This is a genomic window from Pseudomonas sp. 1176_21, from assembly GCF_052850635.1.
The window spans coordinates 98,172-113,057 of record NZ_VXCV01000015.1 but is presented as its reverse complement, the minus strand read 5'-3'; the positions used below and the strand labels follow the sequence as shown (position 1 = coordinate 113,057).

The 14,886-nt window shown below is 65.3% G+C and carries 15 protein-coding genes; 9 read left to right on the top strand and 6 right to left on the bottom strand.

The window, feature by feature from the left end; all coding sequences use genetic code 11:
* Positions 1-290 precede the first annotated feature (290 nt).
* The 5 genes from FW760_RS24475 (at position 291) to FW760_RS24455 (ending at position 5,810) form a co-directional block, all read left to right on the top strand.
* Positions 291-596 carry a DUF6124 family protein gene (locus FW760_RS24475; RefSeq protein WP_158554935.1) on the top strand — a complete coding sequence of 102 codons (306 nt, stop codon included), beginning with the start codon at positions 291-293 and terminating at the stop codon, positions 594-596.
* 165 nt (positions 597-761) lie between these two features.
* On the top strand, positions 762-1,277 hold the full coding sequence (locus FW760_RS24470) for a sigma-70 family RNA polymerase sigma factor (RefSeq protein ID WP_302098955.1): 516 nt from the start codon (positions 762-764) through the stop codon (positions 1,275-1,277).
* The gene (locus FW760_RS24465; RefSeq protein WP_258658939.1) at positions 1,274-2,254 is read left to right on the top strand and encodes a FecR domain-containing protein; all 981 of its coding nucleotides are present in this window, start codon (positions 1,274-1,276) and stop codon (positions 2,252-2,254) included. Before FW760_RS24470 ends, FW760_RS24465 begins: the two co-directional genes overlap by 4 nt.
* 97 nt (positions 2,255-2,351) lie before the next feature.
* On the top strand, positions 2,352-4,817 hold the full coding sequence (locus tag FW760_RS24460; protein ID WP_446444066.1) for a TonB-dependent siderophore receptor: 2,466 nt from the start codon (positions 2,352-2,354) through the stop codon (positions 4,815-4,817).
* A gap of 831 nt (positions 4,818-5,648) precedes the next feature.
* Positions 5,649-5,810: a DUF2986 domain-containing protein gene (locus FW760_RS24455; RefSeq protein ID WP_446444065.1), complete on the top strand. Its 162-nt coding sequence runs from the start codon at positions 5,649-5,651 to the stop codon at positions 5,808-5,810.
* A 10-nt stretch (positions 5,811-5,820) separates the two neighbouring features.
* On the opposite strand, the gene gcvA is transcribed toward FW760_RS24455, so the two are convergent.
* Entirely contained in the window at positions 5,821-6,708 is an 888-nt protein-coding gene (gcvA, locus tag FW760_RS24450) for a transcriptional regulator GcvA (protein ID WP_116054371.1), read from the bottom strand.
* Between the two features lie 129 nt (positions 6,709-6,837).
* Between gcvA and FW760_RS24445 the strand changes: the two genes are divergently transcribed.
* Together FW760_RS24445 and FW760_RS24440 are read left to right on the top strand one after the other, a co-directional pair.
* Complete coding sequence (locus FW760_RS24445; protein WP_116054374.1) at positions 6,838-7,473, top strand: glutathione S-transferase family protein; 636 nt, start codon at positions 6,838-6,840, stop codon at positions 7,471-7,473.
* 22 nt (positions 7,474-7,495) lie between these two features.
* Positions 7,496-8,542, top strand: a complete 1,047-nt coding sequence (locus tag FW760_RS24440; RefSeq protein ID WP_116054377.1) for an LLM class oxidoreductase — start codon at positions 7,496-7,498, stop codon at positions 8,540-8,542.
* 3 nt (positions 8,543-8,545) lie between these two features.
* Here FW760_RS24440 and FW760_RS24435 read toward each other — a convergent pair whose 3' ends face one another.
* The 3 genes from FW760_RS24435 to FW760_RS24425 form a co-directional block, all read right to left on the bottom strand.
* The gene (locus tag FW760_RS24435) at positions 8,546-9,196 is read right to left on the bottom strand and encodes a hypothetical protein (RefSeq protein WP_116054380.1); all 651 of its coding nucleotides are present in this window, start codon (positions 9,194-9,196) and stop codon (positions 8,546-8,548) included.
* 42 nt (positions 9,197-9,238) lie between these two features.
* Positions 9,239-9,970, bottom strand: a complete 732-nt coding sequence (locus FW760_RS24430; RefSeq protein WP_116054382.1) for a carbon-nitrogen hydrolase family protein — start codon at positions 9,968-9,970, stop codon at positions 9,239-9,241.
* 127 nt (positions 9,971-10,097) lie between these two features.
* The gene (locus tag FW760_RS24425; RefSeq protein WP_043860522.1) at positions 10,098-10,580 is read right to left on the bottom strand and encodes an Lrp/AsnC family transcriptional regulator; all 483 of its coding nucleotides are present in this window, start codon (positions 10,578-10,580) and stop codon (positions 10,098-10,100) included.
* Positions 10,581-10,710: 130 nt separating this feature from the next.
* Here FW760_RS24425 and FW760_RS24420 point away from each other — a divergent pair, with 130 nt between their 5' ends.
* Positions 10,711-12,171 (top strand): transporter, encoded by a 1,461-nt coding sequence (locus FW760_RS24420; RefSeq protein ID WP_327781352.1) that lies wholly within the window; start codon positions 10,711-10,713, stop codon positions 12,169-12,171.
* Here the strand turns inward: FW760_RS24420 and FW760_RS24415 are convergent, their stop codons facing one another.
* Positions 12,172-12,981, bottom strand: coding sequence for a sulfite exporter TauE/SafE family protein (locus FW760_RS24415; protein WP_446444064.1), 810 nt, complete (start codon positions 12,979-12,981; stop codon positions 12,172-12,174).
* Between the two features lie 104 nt (positions 12,982-13,085).
* On the opposite strand from FW760_RS24415, the gene FW760_RS24410 reads away from it, so the two are divergent.
* Positions 13,086-13,883, top strand: coding sequence for an AraC family transcriptional regulator (locus tag FW760_RS24410; protein WP_043860525.1), 798 nt, complete (start codon positions 13,086-13,088; stop codon positions 13,881-13,883).
* A gap of 1 nt (position 13,884) precedes the next feature.
* On the opposite strand, the gene FW760_RS24405 is transcribed toward FW760_RS24410, so the two are convergent.
* Positions 13,885-14,769 carry a DMT family transporter gene (locus FW760_RS24405; RefSeq protein ID WP_104573111.1) on the bottom strand — a complete coding sequence of 295 codons (885 nt, stop codon included), beginning with the start codon at positions 14,767-14,769 and terminating at the stop codon, positions 13,885-13,887.
* Positions 14,770-14,886 lie beyond the last annotated feature (117 nt).

Here is a 14,886-nt window from a genome sequence, read left to right as displayed (position 1 = left end):
CGCTGTAGAACGTCTTGAATCCCCACCCCAACCCCGCTAATCTTGCGACGTCGCTGTCAATCCAGCGACCGGGCGTCGCGGCCCGCTAATGCAAAAGGCGCTACAGCGCCCCACCACTACAAATTGCAGGCGCTTTTTTTGTGCCTGCTTTCTGTGTAATGGCGGCTGTGCGTGGGAGACCTTCGGGTCTGCCGAGTTCCTTTTGCCTCGGTCCGCGAACCCGCGTACAGCTGCCACCCCATTCGCGTCGCGGCGAACGGTGGCAGCTCCACTGCAGAAGGAGCACCACAATGAGTAAAATCGTTCCCGATCCGCCAGCTACTCCCCGCCGCAAACCCACCTACACCGCCTTCGGCTGTTGCAACGGCAATCACCCGCCCCTGTTTTCAGTCTGCGAAGGCATCGAGCTGGAAGACGCCCTGGTTCACCTGTCGCTCCAGATCCAATGCGCCAAGGACACCACCGCCCAAGCCTGCGAACGCGCCGACGAGCAGTTCAAGACGCTGCTGATCGCCGCACAGCAATCGCTGGAAATGAGCACCGTACTGATCGACACCGTGCTGGACGGCATGGAAGCAAACGCGACACCCGAGTAACGACGCAACACACGGGCCGCACACGCGGCCTACCGAGCTCGCTCCGCCCACCAAAACCCCACCTGCCCCCCAACATCACGCACTCTCCCCTTGCTGTCCACGGCCCACTGGCACTAGGATGCGACAAATTCTCAAATGCACCTGGCTATCATGCTGAGGTTTTCCGTGTCGTCGCCATCCACTTCCCCCACCCCTCACGCCGATGTTCGTGCGCTGTACATCAACCATCACGCCTGGTTGCTGGGCTGGTTGCGCAAGCGCATGCGCCACGGCGACCACGCGGCGGACCTGGCCCATGACATCTTCGTGCACATCCTCGGCAAGCCGGAGCAGCTGCAGCAGTTGCGTCAGCCGCGTGCCTGGTTGAGCACCGTGGCCCACGGGCTGCTGGTGGATCGCGTGCGTCGCCAGCGGGTCGAGCGGGCGTATCTGGAGGCCATCGCACACCTGCCCGAAGCCGAGGTGCCGTCGCCCGAGTCGCAGCTGATACTGCTGGAAACCCTGGCCCGTGTGGACGCCCTGCTCAACGGCCTGCCGCCCAAGGTGCGCATGGCCTTTCTGCTGTCGCGCCTGGAGGGCCTGAGCTACAAGGAGATCGCCGAGCGCCTGGCGGTAAGCCTGAGTTCGGTGGAGAAGTACATGGCCAGCGCCATTCGCCATTGCTACCTGGCCCAGCGATGAGCCGCCCGCCATTGCCCGAACTGCCCGACAACGTGCTGGACCAGGCCATCGGCTGGCTGGTGCGCATCGAGTCCGACGGCGCCAACCCGCAGCTGCTGGAGGCCTGCCAACGCTGGCGTCAGGCGCACGCGCTGCATGAGGTGGCCTGGCAAGCGCTGCAGAAAAGCGATGCCACCTTCCAGGGCCTGGCCGCACTGCCCGGCTCGGTGGCGCGGGACACACTGCAACGCCTGCAAGGCGGTCGTCACAGCCGGCGTCAGGCGCTCAAGCTGCTGGGCGTGGGGCTGCTGGCCAGCGGCGTTACCGGCTGGTCGATGCGTGACAGCACGCTGGTGCCCTGGGGCGCGGACTACGCCACCGAGGTGGGCGAGCGCCGTCAGTTTTTGCTGGACGACGGCACCCGCCTGCAACTGAACACAGCCAGTGCAGTGGACGTGCAATTCACCGCCCAGCGCCGGTTGATCGTGCTGCGGCGCGGCGAAATCTTTATCGACACCGGCAAGGACGCCGCCACGGCGGGCGGGCGTCGCAGCTTCTGGGTCAGCACGCGGCATGCGCAGTTGCAGGCCATCGGTACGGCCTTTGCGGTGCGTGATGAAGCCAGCGGCACGCGGTTGCGGGTCGAGGATGGGGTGGTGGCGATTCAGGGCAAGGGCCAGCCGGTGATGGTTGCCGCCGGGGAGCAATACCTGATCGATGCAATCGGCAGCCAGCGGGTCGAAACCAGCCCCCTCAATGCCAGCGCCTGGGCGCGCGGGCAACTGGTGGCCAAGCGCATGCAACTGCGCGAGCTGACCGCAGAACTGGCGCGCTATCGCCACGGCTGGCTGCGCTGCGACCCGGCCATCGCGCACCTGGAGGTGTCGGGCGTGTTCCAGCTCGATGACATCGACCAGGCCCTCAGCGCCCTGAGCGATTCGCTGCCGGTGCGGGTGGAACGCTTTACCCCGTTATGGACCCGTATCGTCGCCCGGTAAGGCTGATGAGAAGAAATCTCAAAAACTTTTACGGGTTTTGCCGCCCTCTTCGACAGACAGGCAATACACCTCGTCATTCGAAAGGAGCACGCCGTCCATGTCTTCTGCTTTTATCCCCACCCGGCCTTTGCAGCGCAGCGTGCTGGCACTGACCCTGCGCAGTATGTTGCTGGCCGGTGCCACCAGCGTGTCGCTGGCCAGTGCGGCCGCGCAGGCCGCCGAGGCAAGCAGCCGCCACTACGAGCTGGCGGCCGGCCCGCTGGAAGAGTCGCTCAACAGCTTTGCCCAGGTGGCCGGCATCAGCCTGCCGTTCGACCCGGCGCTGGTGCAGGGCAAGCGCGCCCCGGCACTGCGTGGGGACTATGCCGTGCAGGATGGCCTCGAACGCCTGCTGGCCGGCAGCGGCCTCACGGTTACCCGCACCGCAAGCGGCAATTACCTGCTGATTGCCCGTAGCCAAAACGGCGATGCCCTGGAACTGGGCGCCACCACCATCAGCGGCCTGGGCCTGGGCTCGACCACCGAGCACAGCGGTTCGTACACCACCGGCGCCATGCAGACCGCCACCAAGCTGCCGCTGTCGCTGCGCGAAACACCGCAGTCGGTCACGGTGATTACCCGCCAGCGCATGGACGACCAGGGCATGCGCAGCCTCGACGACGTGGTGCAGGCCACGCCCGGGCTGCGCCTGTCGGCCGCGCGCCCGGCCAACAGCGAGTTCTTCGCCCGCGGCTTCCCCATCACCAACCTGATGTTCGACGGCCTACCCACCACCTACAACGCCGACTGGGTGGCCACCGCCGACCTGGCCCCCTATGACCGCGTCGAAGTGGTGCGCGGCGCCACCGGCATGATGCAAGGGGCCGGCAACCCGTCGGCCGCCATCAACATGGTGCGCAAGCGCCCTACCCAGGCGTTCCAGGCCAGCGTGACCGGCAGCGCCGGCAGCTGGGACAACTACCGCAGCGAGCTGGATGTGTCCGGCCCGCTGAACGACAGCGCCAGCGTGCGTGGCCGCATCGTCGGCGCGTACAACGACAAGGGCAGCTATCAGGATTACGCCGGGCGCGAGCGCGGGGTGTTCTACGGCATCAGCGAGTTCGACCTCACCGACAGCACCACCCTGACCGTGGGGGCGTCCGACCAGAACGACAATAACAACATCAACTGGGGCGGCCTGCCGGTGAACCCCGATGGCAGCCACATGGGCTTTTCTCGCTCCAAGACCTTCGGCTACAGCTGGTCGCACCAGGACGTCGAGAACAAGACGGTGTTCGTCGAGCTCGACCAGCGCTTCGACAACGACTGGCGCCTTCACCTGGGCGCGTCGAAAAACTGGTCCGAATTCAAGATGATGGGCGGCGTGCTGGAGCGCAACAACGACGCCACCTACCGCCAGCGCATCTTCAACCAGAACCGCGACTTCGATCAGTCCACCTACGATGTCTACGCCACAGGCCCGTTCACACTGCTGGGGCGCGAGCATGAACTGGTGGTCGGCGCCAGCAAGCGCCAGCTCAAGACCGAAGCCACCGGCGGCACGGTGTTCGTCGATGTGCCGGACATCAACCGCTTCAATCCGGGTGGGCTGGCCAGACCGAACGTGCCGGACATCTACTCCATCGACGACAAGGTCGATCAGGAAGGCCTCTACCTCACCACGCGCTGGAACCTGGCCGACCCGCTGAAGGTGATACTCGGTGCGCGCCTGGACTGGTACGACGCCACGGCCATCTATGACCAGATCAACGACCAGTACTACACCTCGGGCAAGACCAAGGTGGTGCGCAACGTCACCCGTTATGCCGGGGTTATCTATGACCTGGACGACAACCATTCGGTGTATGCCAGCTACACCGATATCTTTCAGCCGCAGACCGAGAAGGACGGCCAAGGCAAAGGCATTGAGCCTATTACCGGCGAAAACTACGAAGTGGGTATCAAGGGTGAGTATTTTGGCGGCGCGCTGAATGCCAGTGCTTCGCTGTTCCAGATCGACCAGCTCAACCGCGCGGCCGAGGTGGCGGATGCAAGCCTGTGCAAGGTCATCCCGGTGGGTAGCTACGGGTGCTATGAAGCGGCCGGCAAGGTGCGCAGCCAGGGCATCGAGTTCGAGATCAATGGTGCGCTGACGCCCAACTGGCAAGTGGGCGCCGGCTATACGTTCGCCCAGGCCAAGTACGAGAAGGATGCCGACAAGGCCAAGGAAGGCCGGCTGTTCGACACCGACCTGCCGCGTCATATGTTCAAGGCCAGTACCACGTACCAGTTGCAGGGTGATCTGAAGCAGTGGCGTGTGGGGGCCAACCTCTATAGCCAGAGCGCGACCTTCAACAAGGGCAGCAATGTGTTCGGCAACTACCATGTCGAGCAGGAGGCGTATGCGCTGGTCGGGTTGATGGCGGGTTACCAGGTCAACAAGCATCTGGACACGCAGTTGAACATCAACAACGTGTTCGACAAGAAGTACTACCAGGGCATCGCCAGCAACTCCACGTGGAGCCCATATGACGTGTTTGGCGACCCGCGCAACTTGATGGTTACGGCGAAGTACAGCTTCTGATGATGCGCCGGGGTCAGCGTGATTGCCGGCATATGCAGATTGACTGATGCACCGTGCATTCAGGCGTTGCGACCGCTTCGCGCTCGATTCGCGGGTCAAGCCCGCTCCCACGCCCTGCGGGCAGAAGCGGATTATGCATGGCTCGATGATCTGCTTCGGGCCGCCAGGCCGTGGGAGCGGCCTTGCCCCGCGATCTGGTGCGCAGCGCCAGTAAAACCTGCACGTGCGGTTTGCCTGATACACCGCGCACTCAGGCGTTGCGACCGCTTCGCGCTCGTTCGCCGGCAACGCCGGCTCCTACACCCTGCGGGCAGATTCTGCCTCTGGTCGCCAGGGCGTAGGAGCGGGCCTTGCCCCGCGATCTGGTGCGCAGCGCCAGTAAAACCTGCACGTGCGGTTTGCCTGATACACCGCACACTCAGGCGTTGCGACCGCTTCGCGCTCGTTCGCCGGCAACGCCGGCTCCTACGCCCTTCGGGCAGACTCCGCCTCTGGCCGCCAGGCCGTAGGAGCGGGCTTGACCCGCGATCTGGCGCGCAGCGCCAGCAAAACCTGCACGTGCAGTTCGCGTGATACACCGTGCATGTAGACCTCTGGCAGACTCCGCCTCTGACCGCCAGGCCGTAGGAGCGGGCCTTGCCCCGCGATCTGCCGCGCAGCGCCAGCAAAACCTGCGAACGCGCCCTCAAAGCCCCCCACGCACAACGCTCACGCTTGCAGCGCAACCTTTAGTAAACTCGCCCCACCGGCAATGCCGGCAAGGCTCAGCAGAACACCTGCAACCTCCCCGCCATCGCACCGCTTTCAAGCATCTACAGGCCCAGCAGAACCATGAACCGCCAAAAGAAGATCAAGCAGATACTCAAGGCCAACGCCAAGAAGGCCAGCGCCAAGCTGGCCCCCAAAAGCAAACCCAAATACATCTGCAAGGCCGACCGACTGAAGCTGGCTGCAGAAGCCGCCGAAACCCCGCCCCCCGCCGCCGAAAGCTGAGCCACACCTGTCACGCAGCGCCCGCCTGCTGCGTTATCCACTCGATGAACGCCTGCACCTGCGCCCGCTTCAAGGCCTCTTTGCGCGTTACCAGGTAGTACGCAAATCGCGACGGCCACGGCCTGTCCAGCGCCACCACCAGCCTGCCGTTGTGCAGATCTTCCTGGGCATGATTGTCCTGCACCAGGGCGATGCCCTGCCCGCTCGCCGCCGCGCGCAGCAGCAACAGGTCTTCATCGTAACTGGCACCGCGCTGGCTACGGCTGTCAGCCTCCACGCCATGCGCTTGCAGCCACAGCAGCCAATCCGCTCGCTCGGTGTCGTGCAGCAACGGGTAGTTCAGGCAATCCTGCGGGCTGTTGATCGGCGGCCCCTCGGCCAGCAGCCGAGGGCTGGCCACCGGTAGCAGCACCGGCGCCATCAGTGGGATCGACTCCAGCCCCGGGTACTGGCCCAGGCCATGGCGCAGCGCAATGTCGATGCGCTCGCGCTGGAAATCCACCAGCCTTGCCGACGCCTCCACCCGCACTTCGATGCCAGGATGCCGGGCACTGAAGTCACCCAGGCGCGGCACCAGCCAGGTGGACGCGAACGACGGCACGGTGCTGATGGTAAGCGTTTGCTCGTGGGTGAACGACTCAAGTTCGAGCAGCGCGTTCTCGATCTGCCCAAAGCCCCGCGACAACCCGGGGAAAAGACGTGCGCCGGCATCGCTGAGCTGCACCCCATGCCGCCCCCGTAGCAGCAGCGTGACGCCCAGACGGTCTTCCAGCTGGCGGATCTGCTGGCTGATGGCGCCGGGGGTGACGCCCATGTGCTCGGCCGCCGCCTTGAGGCTGCCCAGCCGTGCAGCTTCGGTAAAGGCGCGCAGCGCCAGCAAGGGTAGAACGGCGCCCATGGCGTATTCCCTGGTTTAGAAAATCTAACGTCAAAGCGCAGGACTAATCGTTTTTGTCCCAGGCAATCACTCACTAGCATGGCACCCACACCACGCAACAAGCATTAGTCTGCCTGAGGTATTTGCCCTGTGTCCGATCCTGACCTGATTCTCTACACCGACAGTTCGCCAAACGGCTTCAAGATCACCATCGCCCTGGAAGAAATGGACCTGCCCTACAGCCTGCGCCATGTGCGCATCGATGAGGGCGAGCACCAGCGGCCCGAGTTTCTTGCGCTCAACCCGCACGGTCGCATTCCGGTGCTGATCGACCGCGCCACTGGCATCACCCTGTTCGAGTCCGCCGCCATCCTGCTGTACCTGGCGGACAAGAGCGGCCAGTTGCTTGGCCACGACGCTCCCGAGCGCTGGGCATGCATCACCTGGCTGATGTTTCACAGCGCCAGCATGGGGCCGTTGCTGGGCCAGCGCGTGCACTTCGAATGCTTCGACAGCGGGCCCAACCCTGCCGCCATCCAGCGTTACAGGACCCTCACCGAAGCCACCTTCGTCACCCTCGATCAGCACCTGGCAAACCAGCCGTGGCTGGGTGGCGCCACCTATTCGATTGCAGACATAGCCACCTTCGCCTGGCTGCATATCGCGCAGCTGGTGGGCTTCGACTTCAGCCAGCAGCCCTGGTTGAGCCAATGGTACGCGCAGGTAGAGCAGCGCCCTGCGGTACAACGCGGCATCCGCCTGCCCGCCCCTGCCACCGGCCCATGAACCCCGACACCAAGGAACAGGCATGAACACCATGACCCACCCCACTGCACCCGCCGTCACCTGCGGCGCGAACGCCGAAGCCTTCGCCCACCACCCCGGCTACCGGCGCATGTTCGCCGCCGATCACCTGACACTGGGCATCTTTCTGCCACTGCGCTTCTACCAGGGCGACATGGCGGTGCTTCACGCCCAGGCGCAGCATGTGAGCGAGATCGAGCGCCTGGGCTTTGCTGCCGTATGGGTGCGCGACGTGCCCTTGTTCGACCCGGCCTTCGGCGATGCCGGCCAGGTGTTCGACCCCTTCGTGTACCTGGGCTACCTGGCCGCCCATACCCGGCACATCGCGCTGGTCACCGGCAGCGCCATCTTCACCTTGCGCCACCCCATCGACCTGGCCAAGTCTGCCGCCAGCCTCGATCGCCTGTCGGGCGGCCGGTTGGTGATGGGCATCGCGTCGGGGGACAGGGCCGTGGAGTTCCCCGCCTACGGCCTGGCCCATGACCAGCGCGGTGAGCGCTTTGCCCACAGCGTGGACTACTTTCGGCAATTGCTGGCGCAGGGCCCTGCGACCCTCCGCTCGCCGCTGGGCCAGATGAACGGCACGCAGCTACTGCCACAACCGGTCACCGGGCGCATTCCGCTGATTGTGACGGGGTCGTCGCGTCAGTCCCTGCAGTGGCTGGGTGAGCAGGCCGATGGCTGGCTGACCTACCCGGACGCCACCCACACGGCGCAGGGCCCGCTTCGCCTGGCAGAAAAGGTTCGGGCGTGGCGCTCGCAGATCCCCCACGGCGGGTTTCGCCCGCACATGACCAACGAGTGGATCGACCTGGACGAAGACCCCGACTTCCCGCGCACGCCGTTGCAAGGTGGGTACGTTCTCAAGACCGGGCGCAACGGGCTGATCGCGTTGCTTGGCGAATGGAAGGCAGCGGGCGTCAATCATGCGGCGCTGGGCATTCAGATGGCCCGGCGGCCGGTTGACGAGGTCATTCAGGAATTGGCCGAAGAAGTGTTGCCGCTGTTCCCCACCTTGCAAGGGCCAGCGCCGCTGGCCCAGGGGTGGTAGCACTTATCCGGCGCAGGGGTAGCCCGTTTCGACAGCCGAGGCCACCGCCTCGGCAAAGTCCAGGTCCGGGTTGAGCGCGTCCACCAGGTCGGCGGTCAACGGGGTGTGGTCGTAGAGTTGCTGCACCGCCGCCAATGGCACGGCCTGCTCGTAGTACCACTGGGCAAACTCCACGTAGCCACTGGCCGGTTCGATCAGCAGCGCCAGAAACTCCACCGAGCCATCGTCGAGGTGGTCCGTTGTGACGTTCGGCGCTGCCACCTTCTGCCAGGCCGCGTCGTCAGGGCTTCTCCAGTAGCAGTAGCTCAGCCAGTCCATACTGAAGGCCGCTTCGTTGAGAAAGGCGGCAAAGGCCGGCGGCACTTGTTGCTGTACGGCCTCGACGAGACGGCTGTCGCCGGCTAACGGGGATTCATGCGCAATCCCCTTGATGGCCGCGCCGAACGGCCCGAAGTGCACAAACCATTCATCGCCCGAGCCATTGCGCATCGACGCCATTTCCTCACCGTCGAACCAGCTCGCGTTGTAGCTGAAATAGCGGTATTCCCATTCGGGGGAGACGATGGCATCGAGCATGGCCAGGGCCTTGGCGCGCTGGCGCAGCGTGGCGATGTCCGGGAGTGTTGCGGGGTCAAGGGGAATCAAGGCGGGCATGAGTGCTTCCGAAGGTCGACGAATTGGGGTGGCGATGGTGATTCAAGCCAGGCTGACAGTACCCGCTTCTCCCGTGCGTGTGTCATATGCGACCAGGGCTTGCCGGGTGGCGTCGGCAGTGCAAACGCGCTCGCCATTCGGGTTCCAGACCGCGGACTGGCCTGCACCGATGAAGTTGTCGGCGGGGCCTACGCAGTTGGCCATGATCACGGTCATGCCATGCTTGCGGGCCATTGCCGGGTAATGGTTGCAGGCCAGGTCCACGCCCTTCTGCGACTTGGCCACGCTGGCCAGGTACACCTGGGCACCTGCCGCGGCGGCCTGGGATGCATGGGCGGGTTGCAAGGATTCATAGCAGATCGCGGGCACCAGAACATGCCCGCCCTGGCGGAACACCTGCTGCTGGGTACCAGGCGTGAAGAATGGCAGTTCGTCGGCGTGCAGAAGCTGCTTGGAATACACCGCACGTGGCAGCCCTGGCTGGAAGGCGATCATGCTGATCTGGGTGCCCTCCCTCCCCTGGGTTGGCGCACCCACGGCGATGAGCAGGGTGTAGCGATCGCTCAAGGCCTGGAACGCATCGAGGCGGCTGTCGGTGGGCGCCATCGCCAAGCCACCGGCCAGTTCGGGTTCGTAGCCGGTCAGCGAAAGTTCGGGGAAGACCACCGCATCGGCTCCCTGGCTTGCGGCGGCGTGGATAGCGCCGATGTGTTGGGCGAGGTTCTTTTCGACATCCCCCGGGGTGGCCGAGATTTGCGCAGCGATCAGCTTCATTCGAGTCTCATGTCCCTTTGTCGACGCGGGCCTATGCTGCACCAACATCGTTACCTTGGAAAGTGTGCGGTGTCGCATCGCAGGTTCTGCTGGCGCTGCGCGCCAGATCGCGGGGCAAGGCCCGCTCCTACAGGCTGGGCACCTGCAACCCGACCTTCACCCGGTCCAGCGCCACAATGGTCTTGAACCAGGTGACATTGGCGTTCTCGGCAAACAACCGCCGCGCCAACGCCTGGTACTCCTGCATGCTGGCCACGGTCAGCACCAGCACGAAATCCACCTCGCCAGTGACGTAGTAGCACTGCTGCACTTCAGGCACCGCAAAGTGCGCCTTCATGGCCTCCAGCGCATCGAGGCTGGTGCGCTCGGCCATCACCTCCACGATGATGGTGATCGGCCGACCCACCGCAGTAGGGTCGACGACGGCGACATTGGCGGTGATGACGCCCCGCTCCTCCATGCGCTTGATGCGCCGCTGCACCGCCGCCGTGGACAGGTTGACCTGCTCGGCCACCAACCGCAGCGGCACGGTGTTGTCGCGCTGCACCAGGTCAAGAATGGCGCGGTCGAACTTGTCCAGCGGCTCAGCCGCTACATCGTGAATGGCCATGGAAACCCTGCGAGAAATTTTCTCGAAAACTACCAGAAATCCGCGCCCCTTTATCTGACAGCGAGAAATATTATCGAGCCCCAGCCTGCAGCCGCAGCCCTGGTCGGGACTTACACAGGATATTGCTCGCATGCTCGCACTGTTTCATCTGTCGCCCGTGCTGCTGGTCACGGCCATGCTGGTGGTACTGCGCCGCCCACCCGTGCACGCCGCCATCGCCGGTACGCTGCTGGTAATGGTGCTGTGGCTGGTCGGTGCTGCCGATACGTGGCGCCTGGGCAGCCTGGTGGCGGCCGCCCAGGACACTGCCGTGCTGTTTGCCAGCACCGCGTTCGTGATCGTACCGGGGCTGGCCTTCGTGATCTTCATCGAGCGCCTGGGCGTGAACCTGGCATTCAGCCAGTGGGTACGCTCGCTCGGGCTCGGGCGCGGCGACCAGGTGGTGTTCATCGTGCTCGGGCTGGCCCCGTTGCTCGAAGCCATGACCGGCTTTGGCGTGTCGTTGATCGCCACCGTGCCGCTGCTGCTCAGCCTGTTCGACCGCCGGGTGGCGCTGCGTATCGCGTTGGCCGGCATGGCGATCATGCCGTGGGGCACGCTGGGCCTGGCATCGGTGATCGGCGCTTCCCTGGCCCATCTGGACGCTGCGGCGCTGGCAGCCACCTCGGCACTGACCAGCGCACCGGTGTTTCTCGCGCTCGGGGCGATGGCACTGTACCTGGCCGAGGTTCGCACCTTGCGCGAATGGACGGTGCTGGGCGCTGGCTGGCTGGTATTCGTGGGGGTGCTCTACAGCAGCAGCCGCGGGTTGGGGCCGGAGGTAGCCGGCGTGGCGGCGGGCCTGGTGAGCGCAGCCGCCGTACTGGCCAACGGGCTGTGGCGCCTGCACAACCACGGCGGCACACGCGGGGCGCGACAATGGCCGCGCCAGGCGTGGCCTTACCTGGTGCTGATCACCAGCATCGTCGCACTCAAGGCGCTGTGGGCCATCACCGGCTGGCAGAACCTGTGGGTCGTCCAGGGCGCGCAGGTCACCTGGAAGCCGCTCGCCTCGCCGGGCGTGGCACTGATCCTGGTGCTGGTGGGCCTGGGGTTTCACCCGCGAAGCGCACCGTCCCTGCCGGGGCCGGGTACCCGCATCGGCACCGCACTGCTGGCCCGGGCGAAGCGGCCCCTGCTGACGATCTTCTTTTTTCTCGCCATGTCGCAGTTGATGGTCAAGGCCGGCTTTCTGGCGGGCCTGATGCAGCTGCTGACCGGCCTGGCACCGTCCACCGCCTCGTTGCTGGTCGCCCTGCTGGGCGGGTTGTCCGGCTACATGACCGGCTCGAACGTGGGCGGCAATGCGATCTTCATGCCCGCCATCGCCATGCTGCCCGAACACGGCCGCCTGTTGCTCGCGGCGGTGCAGAACAGCGCGGCGGGGCATGCGGCGCTGGGCTCGCTGTCGATCGTGATGCTGATCCTGGGCCTGGCCAGAACCAGCACCAGTGAAGAAGGCGAACTGGTGCGCTTCGGCTTTGCGCTGGTGTGCCTCAACACGGCACTGGTCGCGCTGGCTGCGGGGTTACTGAGCGTCTGGCTGGGCTAGTCAGGCAACCACCATCACCACCAGCACCACCCCCAGCAGGGCCAGGTAGCACTTCACATGCAGCGCGTCGGGCATGCGCCCGATCCACGGCGCGGCCAGGCGAATGCCGCACCACGAGCCAAGCACCAGCACGGCCAGGGCACGCACGTCGATATAGCCGGCAAACCAGGGCCCCAGCACTTCGGTGCGCCACGCAAGCACGGCGTAGGCGGCAGTACCGGCAATCGCCATCGGCAGCGACAGCGGGTTGGCCGACGCCGTCGCCACGGCCATGCTCGCCCCACGCCTGCGCATCAGCGGCACGCTCATCACGCTGCCGCCTACACCCAGGAATGCGGCCACGGCGCCCATGCCGACACCGATCACGGCGCTGGATCGACGGCCCAGCGGGCGCATGCCATCGCTTGTGCTCACGGTAAACCCCGGGCGCAACACGGCATCAAGAATGGTCAGGCCAAGGTAGCCGATGAACAGCCAGCGTATCCACGCCCCTTGCACCTGCGTGGCGGCCCATGCGCCCAGCACTGCACCCAGCGCAACGTAACCCAGCAACGGCCGCACCACAGGCCACTGCAAGGTGCGCGCACGGGCATGGCGCAAGGTCGAAAGGCCTGCGCCGAAGATCATCGCCGCCGTGGAGGTGGCCACGGCGATATGCATCGCGGCCTCGCCGATGGCCGACCCCGGCGCATGGCTCACACTGATAAGGGTGAACAGCAGCGGCACCGCCACAAAGCCGCCACCAAAGCCGAACAGCACAGTCGTCACACCGGCTACCACACCGAACGCACACAGCAGAAACCAGAACATGCATCGCTTCCAACACAAGGGGGAGCCACACGTTAACGGCCAGACATGTGGCCAGCCCTCGCGAATTGGCCAATAATCCTCGCGTTCCGGCCAAGGTGCTTCACATGCTCAATATTCCGCTCGCCAGCGTCGACGCCGTCGCCCGCCCGGTGCTCGCCATCGGTACCGACTACCCGCCCGACACACTGCTGCCCACCCATGTGCATCGGCGCGCACAGTTTCTGTATGGCATGAGTGGCCTGATGGAGGTCCAAACCCAGGACGGCAGCTGGGTGATTCCGCCCGGTAGCGGGGTGTGGATACCCGCCGGCAAGCCGCACCAGGTGCTGATGCGCGGGGTGAGCACCCGCAGCCTGTACATAGAGCCGGCGCAGCCGGTGCGTGATACCTCGCAGTGCCAGGCCCTGGTGGTCTCGCCCCTGCTCCACCACCTGTTGCTGGCCACGGCGCACGTACCCGCTCTGTATGAAACACACGGTCGCGACGGGCATCTGATTCAGTTGGTACTGCACGAGCTGCGCAGCGCGCCGAGCCTGGCGCTGTTCGCACCCTTGCCAAACGACCCGCGGCTGGCCGAACTATGTCGCAACTTCCTGCGCCAACCCCGCATCGACACCAGCGCCGAGTCCTGGGCAAGTGCCCTGCATTGCAGTGCAAGAACCTTCAGCCGCCTGTTCCGCCAACAAACCGGGCTTTCATTCGGCACCTGGCGCCAGCAGGCCTGCCTGATGGCTGCCGTCACCCGCCTGGCGGCCGGCGCCTCGGTCACACGGGTCGCGCTGGAGCTGGGCTACGACAGCCCCAGCGCCTTTTCCAGCATGTTCCATCGTCAATTGGGCGCCCCGCCCAGTGTTTACCTGGCCACGCTCGACCAGTGCGGCCCAGGGCACGCGGTGGTCTAACTCAGGTATTCAGGGCCGGCTTTGAGCCCAGGCGCCAGCCCAGGTTCATGCCGGCCGCCGCCAGCAATATGGCCAGCGCCCCGGCTGCCTGCAGCCCGCTGAGGGGGTGATCGAAGGCCAGCCAGTCGACCAGGATGGCCACCGCCGGGTACAGAAACGACAGGGCGCCGATCAGCGCCGTGGGCAGTTTCTGGATGGCGCCGTACAGCAGGGTCGACATCAGCCCGGTATGCACCGCGCCAATGGTCAGCAGGTAGGCCCAGGCCTGGGGCTGCGCGGTCATGTCCGGCACCTGCGCCCAGGGCCAGAGCATGGCCGCGCCCACCAGCAGCTGCACCAGCACGATCAGGTGCGGCGGCACGCCCTGCAGGCGCTTGGCGATGATCGCCGCAATCGCGTACAGCAAGGCCGACGCCAGCGCGAGCATCACACCTATCAGGTAGTTTTCCCCGGCCGCCCCCGTCTTGGCCGTCACAATCAGCAGCATGCCGACAAACGCCAGGCCCAACCAGCCTGCACCACTGGCCGAAATCCGCTCGCCGAACAGCAGCACGCCCAGCCCCACCAGCATGAAGGGTTGCGTGTGGTAGACCACCGTGGCCACCGCGATGGAGGCCTGGCTGTAGGCGCTGAACAGCAGCAGCCAGTTACAGGCCAGCGCAACGCCACCCAGCAGCATCCACCCCCACTGCGCGCGGGTCGGGCGCAGCGTGCCAAACACCCCCAGCGCCCAGCACGCCAGGGCCATCACGGCGGCGCCGAACAGGCAGCGCCAGAACACCATCGACGAAGGCGACTGGCCCGACTGCACCACGAACCAGCCGACAGTGCCAGAAATGCACATGGCGGTAACCATTTCGAGGGTGCCGCGTGAACGTGCATTCATGGCGCGCGGTGTCCCGTCGAGGTAAAAACAGAAGGCTGTGCCATCGAACAAAATCCATCAAAACGAACAAGTGGGTGCCATAATGTCCGCCGCCCTCTCTCCCAGTCAACTCATAAC